The 19,160-nt window shown below is 38.8% G+C and carries 19 protein-coding genes; 11 read left to right on the forward strand and 8 right to left on the reverse strand.

The window, feature by feature from the left end; genetic code table 11:
• Window positions 1–50: 50 nt before the first annotated feature.
• From ilvA to ilvG, 4 genes are all read right to left on the reverse strand, one after another.
• Window positions 51–1,631, reverse strand: a complete 1,581-nt coding sequence (gene ilvA, locus AC27H3_RS07950; protein ID WP_487105141.1) for a threonine ammonia-lyase, biosynthetic — start codon at window positions 1,629–1,631, stop codon at window positions 51–53.
• Entirely contained in the window at window positions 1,624–3,498 is a 1,875-nt protein-coding gene (gene ilvD, locus AC27H3_RS07955; RefSeq protein WP_487105143.1) for a dihydroxy-acid dehydratase, read from the reverse strand. Before ilvD ends, ilvA begins: the two co-directional genes overlap by 8 nt.
• 382 nt (window positions 3,499–3,880) lie before the next feature.
• Window positions 3,881–4,126, reverse strand: a complete 246-nt coding sequence (gene ilvM / locus AC27H3_RS07960; RefSeq protein ID WP_487105145.1) for an acetolactate synthase 2 small subunit — start codon at window positions 4,124–4,126, stop codon at window positions 3,881–3,883.
• A complete protein-coding gene (gene ilvG / locus AC27H3_RS07965; RefSeq protein ID WP_487105147.1) occupies window positions 4,126–5,793 on the reverse strand; it encodes an acetolactate synthase 2 catalytic subunit in 1,668 nt (555 codons plus the stop codon). The genes ilvM and ilvG overlap by 1 nt, the downstream gene beginning before the upstream one ends.
• Before the next feature lie 518 nt (window positions 5,794–6,311).
• Between ilvG and AC27H3_RS07970 the strand changes: the two genes are divergently transcribed.
• Window positions 6,312–7,829: a YifB family Mg chelatase-like AAA ATPase gene (locus AC27H3_RS07970; protein WP_085300829.1), complete on the forward strand. Its 1,518-nt coding sequence runs from the start codon at window positions 6,312–6,314 to the stop codon at window positions 7,827–7,829.
• A gap of 19 nt (window positions 7,830–7,848) precedes the next feature.
• Here the strand turns inward: AC27H3_RS07970 and ilvY are convergent, their stop codons facing one another.
• Complete coding sequence (ilvY, locus tag AC27H3_RS07975; RefSeq protein ID WP_487105150.1) at window positions 7,849–8,748, reverse strand: HTH-type transcriptional activator IlvY; 900 nt, start codon at window positions 8,746–8,748, stop codon at window positions 7,849–7,851.
• Between the two features lie 167 nt (window positions 8,749–8,915).
• On the opposite strand from ilvY, the gene ilvC reads away from it, so the two are divergent.
• The 3 genes from ilvC to AC27H3_RS07990 all read left to right on the forward strand — a co-directional run bounded on the left by ilvC (window position 8,916) and on the right by AC27H3_RS07990 (window position 11,197).
• Window positions 8,916–10,400: a ketol-acid reductoisomerase gene (ilvC, locus tag AC27H3_RS07980; protein ID WP_487105152.1), complete on the forward strand. Its 1,485-nt coding sequence runs from the start codon at window positions 8,916–8,918 to the stop codon at window positions 10,398–10,400.
• Window positions 10,401–10,513: 113 nt separating this feature from the next.
• Window positions 10,514–10,831, forward strand: coding sequence for a pyrimidine/purine nucleoside phosphorylase (gene ppnP, locus AC27H3_RS07985; protein WP_487105153.1), 318 nt, complete (start codon window positions 10,514–10,516; stop codon window positions 10,829–10,831).
• A gap of 174 nt (window positions 10,832–11,005) precedes the next feature.
• Complete coding sequence (locus tag AC27H3_RS07990) at window positions 11,006–11,197, forward strand: hypothetical protein (RefSeq protein ID WP_487105155.1); 192 nt, start codon at window positions 11,006–11,008, stop codon at window positions 11,195–11,197.
• A gap of 182 nt (window positions 11,198–11,379) precedes the next feature.
• Here the strand turns inward: AC27H3_RS07990 and AC27H3_RS07995 are convergent, their stop codons facing one another.
• Both AC27H3_RS07995 and AC27H3_RS08000 read right to left on the reverse strand, forming a co-directional pair.
• A complete protein-coding gene (locus AC27H3_RS07995; RefSeq protein ID WP_487105157.1) occupies window positions 11,380–11,892 on the reverse strand; it encodes a hypothetical protein in 513 nt (170 codons plus the stop codon).
• Window positions 11,885–12,493 carry an RHS repeat-associated core domain-containing protein gene (locus AC27H3_RS08000; RefSeq protein WP_487105159.1) on the reverse strand — a complete coding sequence of 203 codons (609 nt, stop codon included), beginning with the start codon at window positions 12,491–12,493 and terminating at the stop codon, window positions 11,885–11,887. Before AC27H3_RS08000 ends, AC27H3_RS07995 begins: the two co-directional genes overlap by 8 nt.
• 214 nt (window positions 12,494–12,707) lie before the next feature.
• Here AC27H3_RS08000 and AC27H3_RS08005 point away from each other — a divergent pair, with 214 nt between their 5' ends.
• The 7 genes from AC27H3_RS08005 to AC27H3_RS08035 all read left to right on the forward strand — a co-directional run bounded on the left by AC27H3_RS08005 (window position 12,708) and on the right by AC27H3_RS08035 (window position 17,857).
• Window positions 12,708–14,141, forward strand: a complete 1,434-nt coding sequence (locus AC27H3_RS08005; protein ID WP_487105161.1) for an OmpA family protein — start codon at window positions 12,708–12,710, stop codon at window positions 14,139–14,141.
• A gap of 58 nt (window positions 14,142–14,199) precedes the next feature.
• On the forward strand, window positions 14,200–14,478 hold the full coding sequence (locus tag AC27H3_RS08010; protein WP_487105163.1) for a hypothetical protein: 279 nt from the start codon (window positions 14,200–14,202) through the stop codon (window positions 14,476–14,478).
• On the forward strand, window positions 14,478–15,383 hold the full coding sequence (locus tag AC27H3_RS08015; RefSeq protein ID WP_487105165.1) for a mechanosensitive ion channel family protein: 906 nt from the start codon (window positions 14,478–14,480) through the stop codon (window positions 15,381–15,383). Before AC27H3_RS08010 ends, AC27H3_RS08015 begins: the two co-directional genes overlap by 1 nt.
• 7 nt (window positions 15,384–15,390) lie before the next feature.
• Window positions 15,391–15,981: a sigma-70 family RNA polymerase sigma factor gene (locus AC27H3_RS08020; RefSeq protein ID WP_487105167.1), complete on the forward strand. Its 591-nt coding sequence runs from the start codon at window positions 15,391–15,393 to the stop codon at window positions 15,979–15,981.
• A gap of 152 nt (window positions 15,982–16,133) precedes the next feature.
• Window positions 16,134–16,964, forward strand: coding sequence for a glucosaminidase domain-containing protein (locus AC27H3_RS08025; RefSeq protein ID WP_487105169.1), 831 nt, complete (start codon window positions 16,134–16,136; stop codon window positions 16,962–16,964).
• 228 nt (window positions 16,965–17,192) lie between these two features.
• Window positions 17,193–17,315 (forward strand): LapA family protein, encoded by a 123-nt coding sequence (locus tag AC27H3_RS08030; protein ID WP_487105380.1) that lies wholly within the window; start codon window positions 17,193–17,195, stop codon window positions 17,313–17,315.
• A gap of 32 nt (window positions 17,316–17,347) precedes the next feature.
• Window positions 17,348–17,857 (forward strand): hypothetical protein, encoded by a 510-nt coding sequence (locus tag AC27H3_RS08035; RefSeq protein WP_487105171.1) that lies wholly within the window; start codon window positions 17,348–17,350, stop codon window positions 17,855–17,857.
• A gap of 60 nt (window positions 17,858–17,917) precedes the next feature.
• On the opposite strand, the gene proB is transcribed toward AC27H3_RS08035, so the two are convergent.
• Window positions 17,918–19,018, reverse strand: a complete 1,101-nt coding sequence (gene proB / locus AC27H3_RS08040) for a glutamate 5-kinase (RefSeq protein WP_487105173.1) — start codon at window positions 19,016–19,018, stop codon at window positions 17,918–17,920.
• Window positions 19,019–19,160: the final 142 nt, after the last annotated feature.

The raw sequence follows: 19,160 nt of genomic DNA on the forward strand, positions 1-19,160 counted from the left end.
CTGCTTAGTATAATGAAAGTTAACATCCTAGGATGAAAATCTTGTGATATTTAGGTTAGAAAAGTCTGATAAGCTTTGTTGTCAGTTTCTTCTTGGCATTCATAATCTAAGGCTTTTAAATGCGCAAAAAAATCATCTTCTTGTGATTTTTGTACTTCAAATCCCGCTAATACTTGTCCAAAAGCCGCACCATGATTACGATAATGAAATAAGGTAATATTATAATGCTCGCCAAGCGTATCTAAAAACTTCTCTAAAGCGCCGGGGTATTCTGGAAATTGAAAGCGAAAAATACGTTCTTGTGCCGACAATTCGTTTTTACCGCCAACCATGTACCTAACGTGCAATTTAGCTAGTTCGTTTTCTGTAAAATCAGTTAACTCATAATGTTGTTGCTGTAAACTTTGTATAAGTTTTTGTCGCTCATTACTTTCACCGCCGAGGCGAACACCAACAAAAATATTAGCATTTTGTGCTTGGTTTGAAGCGTTAGCGTTATCAGCATAGCGATAATTAAATTCAGTAATTACACGCCCAGAGAGTGCCTTACAAAAGTTTCTAAAGCTGCCTTTTTCTTCTGGAATTTTTACCGATAATACCGCTTCTTTCTGCTCACCTAGCTCACAGCGTTCAGATATATAACGCAAAGTATGAAAGTTCATATTTGCGCCTGAAAGAATCGCGACCAATGATTCATCACCTTGACTGCTTTGACAATATTTTTGTAAGCCCGCTAAAGACAACGCGCCAGCAGGTTCTGATATAACGCGCGTTTGTTCAAAAATATCTTTAATTGAAGCACAGATTTCATCGGTTGATACTGTGATCACGTCATCGCAGTAATGTTTTATTAAATCAAAAGTATGTTCACCAATACGTTTAACTGCAACACCATCGGCAAATAATCCCACTTGTGCTAAATCAACAGGCTTACCAGCGGCTAAGGCTGCTTTTAAACAAGCGGAATCTTCTGCTTCAACACCTATAACTTTAATATGAGGCTGTAGCTGTTTTAGATATACGGCCATACCCGCTAATAAACCGCCACCACCAACAGGAATAAATACCACATCGGTATGAGGTCGCTGTTGTAGTAGCTCTTTAGCAACTGTGCCTTGGCCTGCAATAACATCACTATCATCAAAAGGATGGATAATAGTTTTCTTTTCGGCTTGTGCGTAAGCCATGGAGGCTTGCTGTGCCTCGTTAAAACTTTTACCAACTAAGCGCACTTCAGCGCCATAACGCCTAACATTATCTACTTTAATGTCAGGTGTAGTAATTGGCATAACTATTGTCGCTTTAATACCCAGTTTATGGGCTGCTAAGGCTAAGCCTTGTGCATGATTACCAGCAGACGCGGCTATAACGCCGTGTAAACATTGTTGTTCAGTTAGGTTACTTAACTTGTTATATGCACCGCGTAATTTAAAAGAGTGTACCGGTTGTTGATCTTCGCGTTTAAGAAATATTTGATTGCCTAAACGTGATGACAATTTGCTCATCGGTGTTAATGCTGTTTCAACCGCTACATCATAAACGGGTGCAAGCAGTATCCTGCGCAAGTAATCTAAACCTTGCGCTTGCGTAGCTTGTGTTTGCATTAATGCTGTTTGTTCAGCCTCAGTCATTGTTTTCACCATTAAAATTACCATCGAGTAATTCGCGGTTTCGTACTGCACCTTTGTCGGCGCTGGTGGCTAACATGGCGTAATTTTTCAATGCATAGCTTATTGGGCGTACACGTTCAGCAGGTTTCCATGCGGTTTTGCCTTTAGCATTCATAGCATCACGACGTTGATTTAGCTCTGTCTCACTTACCTTTAATTCAATTGAGCGATTAGGAATGTCAATATGAATAAGATCGCCTTGCTCAACTAATGCGATAGTGCCACCACTCGCTGCTTCAGGCGAAACATGGCCAATAGATAAGCCTGAAGTACCGCCAGAAAAGCGACCATCAGTAAGTAACGCACACGCTTTGCCTAGTCCCATTGATTTTAAATACGTGGTTGGATACAACATTTCTTGCATGCCTGGGCCACCTTTAGGACCTTCGTAACGAATAACAACGACTTCACCGGCAACAACTTTTTTATCTAATATGCCTGCAACTGCAGCATCTTGGCTTTCAAATACGTGAGCAGGGCCAGTAAATACAAGGTTATCGTCACTAACACCTGCGGTTTTAACTACGCAGCCGTCCACAGCAATATTGCCCGAAAGTACTGCTAAACCCCCTTCTAATGAAAAGGCGTTATCTATGCTTCGAATACAACCGTTTTCGCGATCGTCATCTAAAGTATCCCAACGACAATCTTGGCTGAATGCTTTAGTGGTGCGAATACCGGCAGGACCTGCACGGTAGAATTTTTTAACCTCTTCATCGTCAGTAACTTTAATATCATATTTGGCGATAACATCAGCTAATGTTGTCCCTAAAATATTGGGCACGTCAGTTTTAAGTAAGTTGGCGCGTGACAACTCACCTAAAATAGCAATAACACCACCAGCGCGATGTACGTCTTCCATATGATATTCTGGCGTTGAAGGGGCAACCTTACATAGCTGCGGTACTATGCGAGATAATTTATCCATGTCTTCCATGGTGTAGTCAATTTCTGCTTCTTGTGCGGTAGCGAGTAAATGTAAAATAGTGTTGGTTGAACCACCCATCGCAATGTCTAAGCACATGGCATTATGTAACGCGTCTTTACTGGCAATATTACGTGGTAAGGCAGATTCGTCATTGTCTTGATAGTAGCGCTTAGTTAGTTTAACAATCTCTTTACCTGCTTTTAAAAATAGTTGCTCACGGTCGGCATGAGTCGCTAACATTGAACCGTTACCCGGTAAGGCTAAACCTAACGCTTCTGCTAAACAGTTCATTGAGTTCGCAGTGAACATGCCAGAACATGAACCACAGGTAGGGCAAGCTGAACGCTCAACTTTATCGCTGTCTTCATCACTTACCGTAGGATCAGCGCCTTTAATCATGGCATCAACTAAATCTAGCTTGATAATTTGGTCAGAAAGCTTAGTTTTACCGGCTTCCATTGGGCCACCAGAAACAAAAATTACCGGTATATTTAAGCGCATTGCTGCCATTAACATGCCTGGAGTTATTTTGTCACAGTTTGAAATACATACCATGGCATCGGCACAATGAGCATTCACCATATATTCAACAGAATCGGCAATTAAATCACGAGAAGGTAAGCTATAAAGCATGCCGCTATGGCCCATGGCAATGCCATCATCAACAGCAATAGTATTAAATTCTTTTGCGACACCACCGGCTTCTTCAATCGCGCCAGCAACGAGTTGCCCCATGTCTTTTAAATGTACATGACCTGGTACAAATTGGGTAAATGAGTTAACCACGGCAATAATAGGTTTGCCGAAATCACCATCTGTCATACCCGTTGCACGCCATAGTGCTCGAGCGCCAGCCATATTGCGGCCTTGAGTAGAAGTTGCTGATCTTAATTTTGGCATGACCTTAGTCCCTATATATTTGATGAATACGATAATAAACTGTTGTATGTAATAAAAATTATTTTAAAAAAATCATTAATTTATGAGCTTTTAAAATAAGTTTCAGCTGTGCTGCTTTACTCATTGTAGTTTAGCAATGTTACTGCCCTTTACTTAACGTAAACATATTAAGCGAAGTCAGAACGTATAAAGTGATTAAACTGGCTTTAAGCAATTTTCAGGTATTGTCGTTGTCCCGTGAAAAGTAGCTTCAAATACCGCTGACCCCTAATAAATATGATGGTTAAAACATGTGCCGTAGCATTTTGCCACGGCATAAGTTCACCATTAAACTTGCATGTTGTATGCGTTAAAGCTTTGTAAAACTAGTGCAGGCATACTCTTACTGCGTTGCTGTGTTGTCTACTTTTACTTCTTTGATATCGATCAGTTTATTAATCTGGTCGACTAAAAGCTCAATTGGGCGTTCACTGCTAACCATTAATTCGATGGTACCAATTTTTGTTCCGGTATTAACATTAGCGTTCATGCCATTGATTAAAAAACCACGATAACGGGTCACTTGTAATATGCGCTCAAGTACCACTTGCTTATCATCTACTGATATCATTAATTGATAATTATTCATTAGGTACTCTCCATCATTTTATCGTTTGCCGTATTCGGTGGCACTAACGGCCATACGTTGTCTTGTGCGTCAATTTTAACTTGTAATAAATATGGACCATCGTGCTCTAGCATTTCTTCGATAGCAGCACTTACTTCTGATTTTTTAGTGATCATTTGAGCTTTAATATCAAAAGCATTAGCTAGCATAATAAAATCAGGGTTATCAGCTAAGTCGGTTTCACTTAATCGACCATTAAAAAATAGGTCTTGCCATTGGCGAACCATACCTAGCTTAGCGTTATCAATTAGCACGATTTTAACCGGTAATTGGAAACGTTTAATGGTTGATAACTCTTGTACATTCATCATAAAAGATCCATCACCTGAAATGGCAATAATACAATTGGTTGGTCGGCTTACTTGTGCACCAACCGCCGCAGGTATACCAAAGCCCATCGTCCCCATGCCGGCACTGGTTAAAAAGTTACTTGGATCGTCAAATATCATATGTTGCGCTGCCCACATTTGATGCTGGCCTACATCGGTAGTTACACAGCTATTTTTAGGCATTTTATCGCTAATTTCTTTCAAGACTGCTGGCGCAAAAATAGTCTCGCCAGGGTGATTATAATCCCAGGCATAATCGGCATTCATTTGTAAACAAAATGCTTTCCATGGCTCAATCGATAATGGAATAGCCAAGGCCGGTAAATTAACTTTTAAATCGCCTAAAATTGAAGCGTCAGCCACTCTGCGTTTATTAATTTCAGCGGTATCAATATCAAAATGAATAACTTTTGCATTGGGCGCAAATTCGTTTAATTTACCTGTTACTCGGTCATCAAAACGAGCCCCTACAGCAATTAACAAATCACACTTTTGTACCGCTAAATTAGAGGCTTTAGTGCCATGCATTCCTAGCATGCCCATATAGTATTTGTCTTCGGGGTCAATGGCGCCAAGCCCCTTTAATGTTGACACGCAAGGTAAGCCAGTTATTTTGGCAAAATCGCGTAATTCATCAATCGCATTAGCCATACCAACACCACCGCCAACATATAAAATCGGCTTTTTCGCTTGATTTAATAATGCTAATGCATTGCCTACGTTTGCTGGTGGTAATTTTACTTTGTTTTGTAAATTAACTAAATCATCGACCGAGCCATTAACGGCTGCAATTTGAATGTCTTTTGGAATATCAACCAATACTGGCCCTTGTCTGCCCTCTAACGCGATAGCAAAAGCTTGATGTAAAACATCGGCTAAATCGTCAATATTAGTGACTTGAAAAGAATGCTTGGTACAGGCCAGCGATAAACCAAAAATATCTATTTCTTGGAAGGCATCTGAACCCATAGCGGCAGTAGCTACTTGCCCAGTTATAGCAACAACGGGAATAGAATCTGCCAGAGCATCAGCAAGTCCAGTGATTAAGTTAGTTGCGCCTGGACCTGATGTAGCTAAACAAACACCAACTTTTCCAGATGCCCTTGCATAACCTACAGCCGAAAATGCCGCACCTTGCTCATGTCGACATAAAAAATGTTCAACGCCACTGTCATAAAGTGCGTCGTAAATCGGCATTATTGCACCACCTGGGTAGCCAAAAACATGTTCAACACCATGCTGCTCTAGCACGTTAAATAATAAGCTAGCGCCGGTTAATTTTTTTTCAGTTGTTGTCATGTAATTGTTTAACTTATTAAAAGTATTTTATTCATAAACCATTCACTAAAATGAAAAGTATAAATTTATTAAAATTAACAAGTATTCTCCAAAAGTTAATAATGTTTGTGCGCTATGCGCGGTTTAATATTTTAATACGACAAACCCCCCGGTCCTTTCGAAGCGGGGGGTTTGTTATTTTAAGATTTTTAATTTTCTTTAGCTCAACAAATACCCCGCGACGATTTGAGAATCACCACGATGAGGACGTTAATAATCACTAAGGTATAGTTTTGCATATTTATTTAATTTATCTGTAAAATTATTTGTTGAGTGCTGAGAGTTTCAAGCCTATTTAAATTAGTACCATAGCTCTAATATCAAGCGCAAGTGGTTTATTAGTGTTTTTTTCAGTAAAAAATAATTACGCGTTATAACGGCCAAGATATTATGAAAAATTTTAGCTGATTATTTTTCGCGCAATGGGGTTTGTTTAACTACACTTTCTGTTCGATATGTAAAAATAAAAATGGATTTTTATGACCTTAGCCTGTGTTTTCAGTCGAGCGCGTATTGGGCTCGAATCGCCTTTAGTTACCGTAGAAGTTCACTTAGCTAACGGGTTACCGGCTTTTAATATTGTTGGTTTACCTGAAACATCAGTACGTGAAGCGAAAGATCGTGTGCGTAGCGCTATTATCAATTGTGGCTATGAATTCCCCGCAAAGCGTATAACCGTTAACTTGGCTCCCGCCGACTTGCCCAAAGAAGGTGGTCGCTTCGACCTACCTATTGCCATTGGTATTCTGGCCGCTGCTGCTCAGTTGCCAGATACCGACTTAAACAAATATGAATTTGCTGGCGAACTTGCACTGTCGGGAGAGCTCAGGCCGATTATTGGTGAAATTCCGATGGCAATGGCCTGCAGAGAAAGTGGCCGAACCTTAGTTATACCGAGCGAGAATGCAGAACAAGCAAGTTGGGTTCAAGCAGTAAACATATTAAGCCTATCTCATCTAAGCCAGTTATTTCCCCACTTTTTAAAACAGCAGAGCCTGCCGCTGGTTCCGACAAAAATTTTACAAGAGTATGAGACCAAAATCGAGCATGACATTGCCGATGTTGTTGGTCAACCATTAGCCAAAAGGGCATTAGAGCTTGCTGCTAGCGGTCGGCACAATTTACTTTTCATAGGGCCACCAGGAACCGGAAAAACAATGTTGGCGAGTCGATTACCCGGAATTTTGCCTCCCATGACTGAGCAGGAAGCTCTGTCGAGTGCGGCAATTCAATCTATTTGTCATAAAAATATTAGTCCAGAGTCATGGTTAACACGACCTTTTCGAGCACCACATCACACCGCCTCTTCTGCTGCACTGGTTGGCGGCGGCAGCCACCCGCAACCGGGTGAAATTTCATTGGCGCATAACGGCGTACTGTTTCTAGATGAATTACCCGAATTTGAGCGCAAAGTGCTCGACGTATTACGCGAACCATTAGAATCTGGCGAGGTAACCATTTCGCGTGCACTGGTAAAACAAACTTTTCCAGCACAGTTTCAATTAGTAGCTGCTATGAACCCCAGTCCAACTGGGTTTTACAATGATAAGCGCAGTACACCTGAGCAAGTGTTACGTTACCTCAACCGGTTGTCAGGGCCCTTTTTAGATCGTATTGATATTCAGATTGAAGTTACTCGTTTACCGCGTGGCATGTGGGCGAACGATAACGGTAAAGGTGAATCGAGTAGCACGATTCAAAAAAGGGTAAGCACTTGCCATCAAAGACAAATATCTCGTCAAGGTAAGGCGAATGCGCAGTTAACTAGCGCCGAGGTTAGAAGTTTTTGTCAATTAAACGACGAAGACAATGAGTTTTTGGAGCTTGCTATTGAAAAGCTCAATTTATCCACCAGGGCGCATCATAAAATACTTAAAATAGCTAGAACACTGGCAGATATGGAATCGTTAGAACATATTGAACGTAAACACTTAATCGAAGCACTGTCGTATCGAGCTATGGATAGAATATTACGCCATTTGACTGAAGCAATATAATCACAATACAACAGAGATTTTAAGCGTTTTGATCTGACTGATACGATTGAATAGCTTCAAAAAAAGCTTGAATCAATGGTTTGTCTTTATGCTGATTCAAACAGCATACCCCGAGATCAAACGGGGTAATTTCGCCTGCATCTGCTAAGTATTGAACCCTATCTTTAACTGGGCTATTTTCCACCACAACTTGCGGCACTATGCCTACTCCACACCCTAAAGCAACCATGCTCACCAATGCTTCGTGCCCTGACACTGTTGCGTAAATATTGGCTTTTCCTTGCTGTTTTTTACGAAACCAGTATTCAAAGCGTTTTCGTGCAGGGCCGTGTTCGGGCAAAATAATCGGTATTTCAGACCAGAGAAAATCCTGCTGAATTTGTTGTTGTACTTGGCAAATCATCTTAGGCGCAATAACTGCAAAAGGAATTTTTGCTAAATGCTGAAAAGTAAAAATACGTGATAGCTGTTCTGGTTTTGCCGCAATAGCAAGATCTACTGCTTGTTTTTCAACTTGCTCCAAACCGTCAGCTGCATCACCTGTGGTTAGCATAATTTCTACCATAGGATGTTGCTGCCTAAAGCGCTCAAGTAGCGGTGGTAAATGACTATAAGCGGCAGTAACAGAGCAATAAATATGAAGTTTGCCTTGCAGTTCGGCATGCTTTTGGTTCAGCGAAAGCTGTAACAATTGCCATTGCTCAAGTTGCTGCTCAGCAAATTGGTAGAATTGTTGGCCCGCTTCGCTTAACACCACTGTACGATTGTCGCGATGTAGCAATGCGTTACCCAATTCAATTTCAAGTCGTTGAATGACACGACTGAGCGTTGAGGGGCTAACATGGTGTTGCTCTGCGGTTTTGCCAAAATGTAACGATTTGGCTAAATCGACAAACATACGCAAAGATTTTAATTCCATATTTATTCCTTAAATCGTCATTACACCTAACTGTATTGCAAAAATTGCAACGCAGCAATGCAAATATATCATTTTAAGCAACGATAAGTTTTCGCTATGATGTGGTTAAGGTCAACAAACTGACCACCTAACTAATTTCTTGGTTGTACCAAGCACAGGAGAATACGATGTCTAACTATTTCAATACATTAAGTTTACGCGAAAAATTGGCACAACTAGGCAAGTGTCGCTTTATGAAGCGTGAAGAGTTTAGTGATGGCTGTAACTTCATTAAAGATTGGAATATTGTTATCGTAGGTTGTGGCGCACAAGGGCTTAACCAAGGTTTAAACATGCGCGATTCAGGTTTAAATATCTCTTATGCACTTCGTGATGCCGCGATTGCTGAAAAACGTCAATCTTACCAATGGGCGACTGAAAATGGTTTTACTGTTGGTAACTACCAAGAACTAATTCCACAAGCCGATTTAGTATTAAACTTAACACCTGATAAGCAGCATACGTCAGCGGTTAAAGCGGTTATGCCACTAATGAAAGAAGGCTCAACGTTAGCTTACTCACATGGTTTCAACATTGTTGAAGAAGGTATGCAAATTCGCTCTGACATTACCGTTGTTATGGTGGCACCTAAGTGCCCAGGTACTGAAGTACGTGAAGAATACAAACGTGGTTTTGGCGTACCAACACTTATCGCTGTTCACCCTGAGAACGATCCACAAGGTAATGGTTGGGCTATTGCTAAAGCTTATGCTTCTGCAACAGGTGGCGATCGCGCTGGTGTTTTAGCCTCTTCATTTATCGCTGAAGTTAAGTCTGACTTAATGGGTGAACAAACTATTCTTTGTGGCATGTTACAAACTGCCGCTATCTTAGGTCACAAGCAATTGTTGGCTCAAGGTGTTGACGCAGGTTACGCACGTAAATTATTACAATACGGCATCGAAGGTGTTACTGAAGGTTTAAAATACGGTGGCATTACTAACATGATGGACCGTTTGTCAAACCCAGCTAAAATTAAAGCATTTGATATGTCGTTAGAATTAAAAGAAATTTTACGTCCTTTATTTCAAAAACATATGGATGACATCATCGAAGGTCGTTTCTCTGCCGGTATGATGGCTGATTGGGATAACGGCGATGCTAACTTATTAAAATGGCGTGAAGAAACTGCTGAAACGTCTTTCGAAAAAGCACCCACTTGCGACACTGAAATTTCAGAGCAAGAATATTACGATAAAGGTATTTTCGTTGTTGCTATGGTTAAAGCCGGTGTTGAATTAGCGTTTGATGCTATGGTTGACTCAGGCATTATCAATGCATCAGCTTACTATGAATCGCTGCACGAAACACCGTTAATCGCTAACACTATTGCACGTAATATGCTTTACGAAATGAACGTAGTTATTTCTGATACAGCAGAATACGGTAACTATTTATTCTCACACGCGGCAGTACCTTTATTAGAAGAGTTCGCAAGTAAGCTTACATTGGAAGAATTAGGCGAAGGCTTAAAGTCGACTTCAAATGGTGTTGATAACGCACGTTTAATCGAAGTAAACGAAGCAATTCGCAGCCACGGTGTTGAGTCAATCGGTAAAGAACTACGTGGTTACATGACTGATATGAAGCGCATTGTAGAAGCAAACGCTTAATAGCTGAAAACTAGACAATATATTAGAAAGCGGTGTTGGCACATTTAGCTAGTACCGCTTTTTTATGTCACACATTTATCACGAACAAACAGATTAAGTAAAAAGGAAAGCTCATGACAGAATTTAATAACGTCACTATCTCAACCGTAGCAAGTGTTTATTTTGATGGCCAAGTTACCAGCAGAAAAGTTACCTTTGCGGATGGTTCATTCAAAACCCTAGGTATTATGATGCCGGGTGAATACACCTTTAAAACTGCTGAAAAAGAGTTGATGGAATTTCAACAAGGTGTTGTTAGCGTGTTATTACCTGGTAGTGATACTTGGCAGACCATAACAGCCAACCAATCTTTTTATGTGCCAGCTAACGCCTCTTTTGATATTAAAGTGAGTGAATTAGCGGATTACTGTTGTACTTACATTGCTGAATAACTTGTTGAGTTAATAGTGCAATTAACGCACTTATCTATTGAGCAGCTATTGTGCACAATACTCTTCCCGCACCATATTAATTCATTACCATGAAAAATAATTACGAGACGTGAATTATGATTATTAATCTTTGCCTATAATGAAAGGTAAGTAACTAGCAATGAGCATAAGAAAATGACATCCCAAGAACAGCAAAGTATTTCACTGGTAATAGAATGGGCTGGTAGTATTGACGCTGCTAAAGCATGGTATGAAAGTGAGCAAATACCAGCACTTGGTAGCACGGCAAAAGTCGCGGTTGAAAATGGGCATCATCAGGCGGTATTGGATTACTTAGACGGCATTGCGGTTGGTGGTTTTTCGTAAGCACTCGTAGCGCCTTGCAGTAACACAGGATTAATATTCATATCTAAAAGACACAATATTTTAGACGCAGTGAATTCCATATACTTCAGAAGCCGAGGTATTGCATTACCCCTTTGGCTTCAAAAGCAGCCAAAAATAAAGCCCCGCAAGGGGCTTTGATTAAAAGTTACATTTGTATTTTGTTAAGAATACAAATTTTCAATAAAAGCAATGAATTCTTCATCCGCTTCACTAAAAGCAGTAAGAATTGACTCTTGAGTTATGCCCAACTCAAGAGAGTTATAGACAGTTTTTTGTAGCAAAATGCACCAATAATCTCTGTTAGCCCATATAACCCAATCTTGACTTTTACCTATGGCGAAAAAAGAAATAATCTCAGTTTGCTCAGCAAAAGTATTGAAATCTGCCCACGACTCTTTAACGATCTCATTTAGCCTAACGGTTTTTCCTGAAGACTTATATTTCCTCTCAAAGTCCTCAATAACGATAAGTTCAGTATCTTCAGAATTTTTTAATATTTTCTGAATAACATTAATATAGCCTTCCTGTGAAATCCATTTTCCAGAATCTTCAAAATCGCTTTTAAAGACACTTCCTATTAAAGCGCTATTTTTTTTAGCTCTTGGGTAATCATCAGGGTTTAGAAAGTTTTCCCTGATGATTGAATCTAATTTATCTAACTGTTCTTTATCCATTAGACTTATTCTCCGGGTATCTAATTTTTACGTCAGTTTTTCCATTTGGTTTTTGTACTTCTAAGGTTGGTGTACCTTTGGGATATGAATCACCTCCACCACTCGGATGGACATTGGCTTTTCTGCCACTACCATCACCAAGCGTTCCACCTTGCCTGCTTCCATCAGGAGATGACCATTCAGAACCTTCTTCTAAAGGTATACTTCCTAGATCTTCAAGCGCACCAGCCTGACCATCAACTCCCTCTAATTGACCTTTCTCTCCAGCTTCTCCTTTCGCAGGTGATTTGCCCTCTTTAATACCATCAACAGGATCAGAAGAGTCATTATGAACAGCATCATAAACAGCATTAGCAATATGGGTAGAAAGACTAGCGCCAGTCAATGCTTCGGTCGCAATATTTATTCCATTACCGATACTCTGACCAACTCTATATGAAGCCCTAGCAACAGCTATAGCATTTTCGCCATCAGGATCTGTGTACTTATATGGATTATTATTAGCATAAGCATAACGGTTAAAATTATGAATATTCGAAAAACTTGCAGGATCATTCGAATAGAAACGACCTATGACTGGATCATAGTATCGTGCCTGCATATAAACTCAACCAAAATATAAGTGACTGTTTAGTAAGTTATTTGTAGTTGTCACCCAATAAATCCAGCCCATCAAATTCATAAACGATACAGATTCATAAATTAATTTGTGACTTTTTCACCTTGCCTGTCGTCTATATCTACAAATGTCATAATTGCCTTTCTTGTTAAGCATTTAAATCAGTTATGTAATTATCTATATAAAGGACTTCAAAATGAATAAAACATTAATTGCCAGCGCACTGACTTTAGTTTTAATAACCGGTTGTGCTTCTAACGTTACATTATCTGAAAATGAGATGATGAAAAAATTTCCGACCTTGAATCAAGCAGAGCAGCTTTTAGAAAAAGCAGGGCAGGAAGATTTAGCATTTTACGCGCCTGAACAAATGAAAGCGGCACAACGTGCTTTTGACGATGCATTAAAACAAGCCAAAACAGGAAAAGCTTCAACAGACATTACCGCAAAAGAAACGGTTGATAGAGTTAATGCAGCAATAACACAATCAAATAAAGCAAAATATACTTTTGAAGAGGCGTTTAATGCTCGTCAAAAAGCGCTGATTGTAAATGCAGACAAACTTGTACCAGAACGCTTTGACGACGCAGAAAAGCAATTTAAAAAAATGCTTGCTTGGTTTGAACTTGGTGAAGATGAACGTGCTATACGTGATATTAATGAGTTAAAAAACCAGTACTTAGCCATTGAACTTACAGCTTTAAAAACTAACATGCTAAGCGTGGCTAAAAATACAATTAATACCGCAGCTAAAGAAGATTTAGACGACATTGCGCCAATTTTGTTTGCTCAGGCGCAAGACGAGTATCAATTAGCATTGAATACTTTAGAGGCTGATAGATCTAACACGCAAAAAGCTAACGTGCATTCTAATCGTGCTATTTGGTTAATTCAGCGTGCGCAAGGGATTGCTGATATGAATAAATACTTTAAAGACGCTAAGTTCACTGAAGAGCAGAAACTTATTTGGTATCAAGAGCAGCTTGAGTATGCCTTATCGCCTATTACAGCCAGCTTGCCATTTAATGAATCAAATAAAGAAGTGGTGGCTTATGCGCACAAAACGTTAACACAAACTAGCCAACGTACTGATAGTTTGAGCAGCGAATTAGTCTCTTTAGAAGCGCGTGAATCTCGCTTAGCTCGAGATAAAGATGAAGCTATTTTGTCAGCGAAAATGGCACTTGAAGAAGAGCAAAAAGCAAAACGTGAAGACAATGCAAGGTTTGCTGGCGTTCAGTCATTATTTAAAGAGGAAGAAGCGGCAGTTTATAGACAATTAGATAACGTTTTAATTCGTGCTCAAGGCTTTTCTTTTAAGCCGGGCAGTAGTGAAATTGAATCATCTAACTTTACGTTATTAAATAAAATTAATGATGCGATCAGCCGATTCCCGAATTCTAAAATTGTAGTTTCAGGTCACACTGATGCAACAGGCAGTGCAGAACTTAATCTTGCGCTTTCTAAAAACAGAGCTCAAACAGTGGCTGATTTTATGAGCCAAGTAGGTAACATTGATGTTAATCGCATACAGTCAAATGGCTTTGGTAAAGAGAAGCCTGTTGCCTCTAACGAAACTGTTGAAGGCCGTGCGCAAAACAGACGAGTAGAAATTTTAATTATTAACTAGTTAGTGATTGAGGTGCTGTGTATTTCATAGCACCTCTTTTTATTGTTGGAGAACACAAATGAGTTTTGACGAAGACAAATTGAGAACAATGTGGCAAGAAAACAGCCCTCAATCTGACGAAGATGAAGCATTAAAAAAAGTGCTGTCAACGTCGTCAAATATAACGGCGGTGAAAGACGTTACAGGACTTTTTGTCGGTTGGATTTGGGTACTTTTTCTTGGTTTTGGTGCTTCAATGTATTCTGCAAAGCGAAAACTTGAACTTCACAATCAACAAAAACAAACATTATTAAATACAAAATTATCAAAAAATAATAAAAACACCGGAGAATTATAATGAACTTAGATGTTTGGACACAATCTTTTAGTAATGCCCTATCAGGCTTTTGGACTGAAATAGCAGGTTTTTTACCTAACCTAATTGCCACCATAATTGTTATATATATTGGCTTATTTATCTCCAAAATAATTACAAAGTGGGTAGCAAAAATTTTAGAGAAGCTAGGTTTTGATAAGCTATGCCAAAAGCTCAGTGTTGACAAGGCTATTAAAACCTTAGGACTGAAATTAACGCCGTCTGAAATGATCGGCAAACTTCTCCATGTGTTTTTTGTACTGATTATACTTGTTGCTGGTGCAGATACGCTAGGTTTAGATCGATTCTCGGCAATTCTTGATGAATTTGTATTGTACTTACCTAAGTTATTAGGAGCTGTGGTTATTACATTGATAGGTTTATTTATTGCTAACCTAGTGAAAACTCAAGTTGAAAGTTCACTTGATAGTTTAGGTGTGGAGTATGGTGCAGCAGCAGGGCGTGTACTTCAGATATTAGTATTATTTATTACTTTTTCATTGGTTACAGGCCAGCTTGAATTAGAAATGGCATTACTTAATACGATTTTCACTGTGCTGATTGCGAGCCTAGGTATCGCCCTTGCATTAGCGTTAGGCCTGGGCACTAAAACTATCGCAAACAGTATTGTTTCAGGTATTTATGCGAGAGAGCAGCTTTCGCCAGGAGATGAAGTTGAATTCGATGGTTTTATTGGAAATGTCGTTTCTGTTTCAACGGTTAATACCTTAATTGAAAATAAAGCGGGTAAGCGTTTGAGTATTCCAAATCAAGATCTGTTAACTGAAAAATATCTTACTACGAAAATGAGTGAGTTAGTTAAGCCAAGTAAAGCGGCTAAAGCTAGTAAAACAACTAAGATAAGTAAAACAACCAAAGAAAAGTGAGCGCATAATGACCATATCAGAGGGCGAAAATAATCGTGTCTCTGATCGCTTGTCTCAAGAAGGTGATGCTGAGCTTGTGCGAATTGCACGGTTGCAACTACCTTATGTGACAACGGCCTACGAAGTGCTTTTTCATCGATATCATAAAAAACTTATACAAGTTTGTTACCGGTATTTAGGCTCAACCCAAGAAGCAGAAGAGGCTGTAAATGATACTATGCTTAGTGTCTTTCATAGCCTAGCTAAATTTGAAGACCGCGCCAGTTTTAAAACATGGATTTATCGAATTGCACACAACCAAGCTTTAACTCGGCTTAGGAAAAAGCAACTGGATTTAGTTGACCTCGATGAAGCTGAGCATATAGCAGTTGATGGCATACAAAATAGCTCAACAGAAGGTGATAAAAGTATTGACCATCTGTTAGCGAAATTGAGTATAGAAGAGCGCTCAATTGTTGTGTTTCGAATTGCAGGTGATCTTGATTTTAGCGATATAGCTTTGGTGGTTGAAGAGAAATTAAGCACTGTAAAAATGCGCTATAAACGTGCATTAGAAAAAATGGCTGTCAGTGCTCGTTCTGAGGATCAAGACAAGTAAAGCGCACAAAGTACTTTGATGTGCTTAGTGCCTATATTAAAACGATTCGGCGTTTATAAAGTAAAATTTGGCGTTGTAATTATTAAATAAAGAAATTACAACGCCAATGAAATGATATAATACACAGTGTTAAATTAACCATAGGGCACAGCATGCACAGTAAGATAAAATTTAAAATCCCCGTTCTATTTCTATGCGCACTTTTTATTTTGGCGTTCATCGGTAGTGTTATTACGGGCGACCATTCAGCGCTATTACTCCCTAAAGCAGAAGCAAAAGTTAACTCAAGCATGAAAAGTTTGCCGGACTTTTCTAAAATTAGAGATGTAAAAGAAAAAAAGGAAGCTTTTTTCACGACCTTATACCCTATTATTCAAGCTGAAAATAATCACGTATTACAATTAAGAAAGCTTATTAATATGCTTAAGAGTGTTCCTGTAGCAAAGCTGACTGCTAAACAGCAAACTTGGTTACTGAACATTTCAAAAAACTATAAAGTAGAAAGTGAATATATTGATGACGACACTTTTGAAGAGCTACTGAAAAGAGTTGATTACGTTCCTCCATCTTTAGCGCTAACGCAAGCTGCTATAGAGTCTGGTTGGGGAACATCACGATTTGCAAAGCAAGGTAATAATTTATTCGGCCAATGGTGCTTTTCGCCAGGCTGCGGTATGGAGCCTGCGCTAAGAGAGTCAGGTAAAGGTCATGAAGTCGCTAGATTTGACTCTATCAATATGGCTGTTCGTAGTTATATTTTAAACCTTAACACCCATGATTCTTATAAAGGGTTACGAGAAAGTCGAGCAATGTTGCGTGAAAAAGAAGCGTCGTTTACAGGTACTTCTTTAGCAAAAACATTGACTGAGTACTCTGAAGAAGGTCATCATTATGTTGCAAAACTAATTGCATTTATTCAACAAAATAAGCTTCAACGATTCACCACCGCGTTTGAAAATACCTTTGATGATATTACAGACTAATCTAAGTTAAATTGCAGCGATATGGAATATAGAAAGTTTTCATTCATATGTGACTTTTGTTAGGTTCAGTGCATCTATAGGTAGTAACAACAGCCTCAAAAATTTTATTTGTACTTAACAATATAAGGTTCATTTAAAAACAAATATTAGGAGTCAGTAATGAGTAAAATACACCGATATTTTATATTAATATTAACAATTTTATGTTTAATTATTGTGTTACAGAATATGGCAACTGTCAGTATCTCTTTCCTGTTTTGGGATTTTGCCATGCCGCGAGCCATTTTAATTGGTTTGATGTTAGTGATAGGCTTATTAATCGGTCTAATTTTAAAAAGTAAACGTGAGTAATCTTTAGTAGGTAATTAAAAAGGTAAGTAGTAATGATGAAAAAAATAGGCGTGCTCATTTTTATTTTTATTGTATTTAGCCAACAAGTTTTTGCTTTAGGCTTAACCATGTCAGAGCGCCAAATTAATAGTATTTTGAGCATAAGGTTTCCAGTCGTTGAAACATATATGGAATATAGATTAGAAGCCTCAAACCCCTATTTAGCACTGTATGCTGCTAGTCAGTCTGTTGCTATAACTGCTCGTATAAAGGTTATTAAGAATGGTCACCAACTTACTGCTGATACGACATTTAAAGGCCAAATTTTTTTTGACAAAGCGAGTAACGCTTTGAAAGTAAGTAATCCATTAATTACCAAATTTGATGTTATTGATAACACCTTCCCAAAGTCTGAGACTTCTATTAACTCAATTAAAAATACTATCGGGCAACATTTACCCATTTCAGTATTGATTGATTTTGATCGTATTAGTAATGATTTATTTAAATTTTCACCTTCTAGTTTAGTGATTGTAGAAGAGGGTTTAAGAGTAGAGTTTTAGTCCGACTAAATCAGTGCAGAAGTTTACTCGCGATATATACAGCGCCACTTAACTTATTGATTATGTTAACACTACCATATCATCACGATGTATAACGACTTTGCTTGGACAATAACCGAGTAAAGTGTTTATTTCATCACTTTTACAACCTTTAATGCGTTTGAGATCATGGGTATTGTATTGGCTTATACCTTTTGCGATATGTTTACCATTTTTGGCGTCATAAATATCTATACAATCGCCAACTTTAAAACTTCCTTTCACATCAGCAACACCTGAAGGAAGCAAAGATGCGCCCTTATTGTTCAAAGCGCTAACTGCACCAACATCTATTAAAACAGTACCACTACTTTTTAACGTGTGCTTTAACCAATGTTTACGTGCCCGTGTAGCACTTTCTTTAGCAACAAAGTGAGTGCCTGGGTTTTCAAAACGTAAGATTTGTTCAAATATTTCTCCGCGACTACCATTAAAAATATAGGTTTCAATCCCGTTTTCTACCGCTTTTTCTGCTGCTTGAATTTTTGTTTTCATACCGCCGGTAGCAATACTGTTATTGGTAGCGCCTGCCATGGCATAAATAGCGTCATCGATTTTGTTGATAACAGGAATTAATTTAGCTTGTGGGTTTATACGTGGATCTTCTTCGAATACGCCGTCAACATCGCTTAAAATAAATAAACTATCTGCTTCGCTAACGACAGCGACTAATGCTGCTAAATTATCATTGTCACCAACTTTTAACTCTTCTGTAGCCACCGTATCATTCTCGTTAACAATAGGTATAACGCCATTTTCGAGTAAAATTCGTAAGGTGTTTTTAATGCTAATGTAGCGTTGACGATCTTTTAAGTCGCCATGCGTTATTAATAATTGGCTACAAGGAACATCAAAAAAGCGTTGCCAGTTAGCCATCATCTTCATTTGACCAACCGACGCCATCGCTTGCTTTATAGGTATTGAAGGATTGGATGAGCCGTGCGCAATTAATCCTCTGCCAGCGGCTACACTACCCGATGAAACCAGAATAACTTCTTTACCTGCTTGCTGACATTGAGTAATAAAACGCGCAATAGCGAGTATATACTTACCGCTACAACCCTGAGCGTCAGGTGAAACTAATGCACTACCAACTTTTATTACAACCCGATTAAAATTCATTACAATCCCTCTTTTCTTATTGGTTAAGATTGCCTTGAAACATGGTAGTTTTGCAACCTACTTTTGCCGCTGTATTAGACTTGTTTACTCTTTTCTAATGGTTTATGGAATTAGTGCACTAAAGTTAATGTTTTACTAAGTT

This window comes from Colwellia sp. NW0002-52-1 (assembly GCF_057550865.1).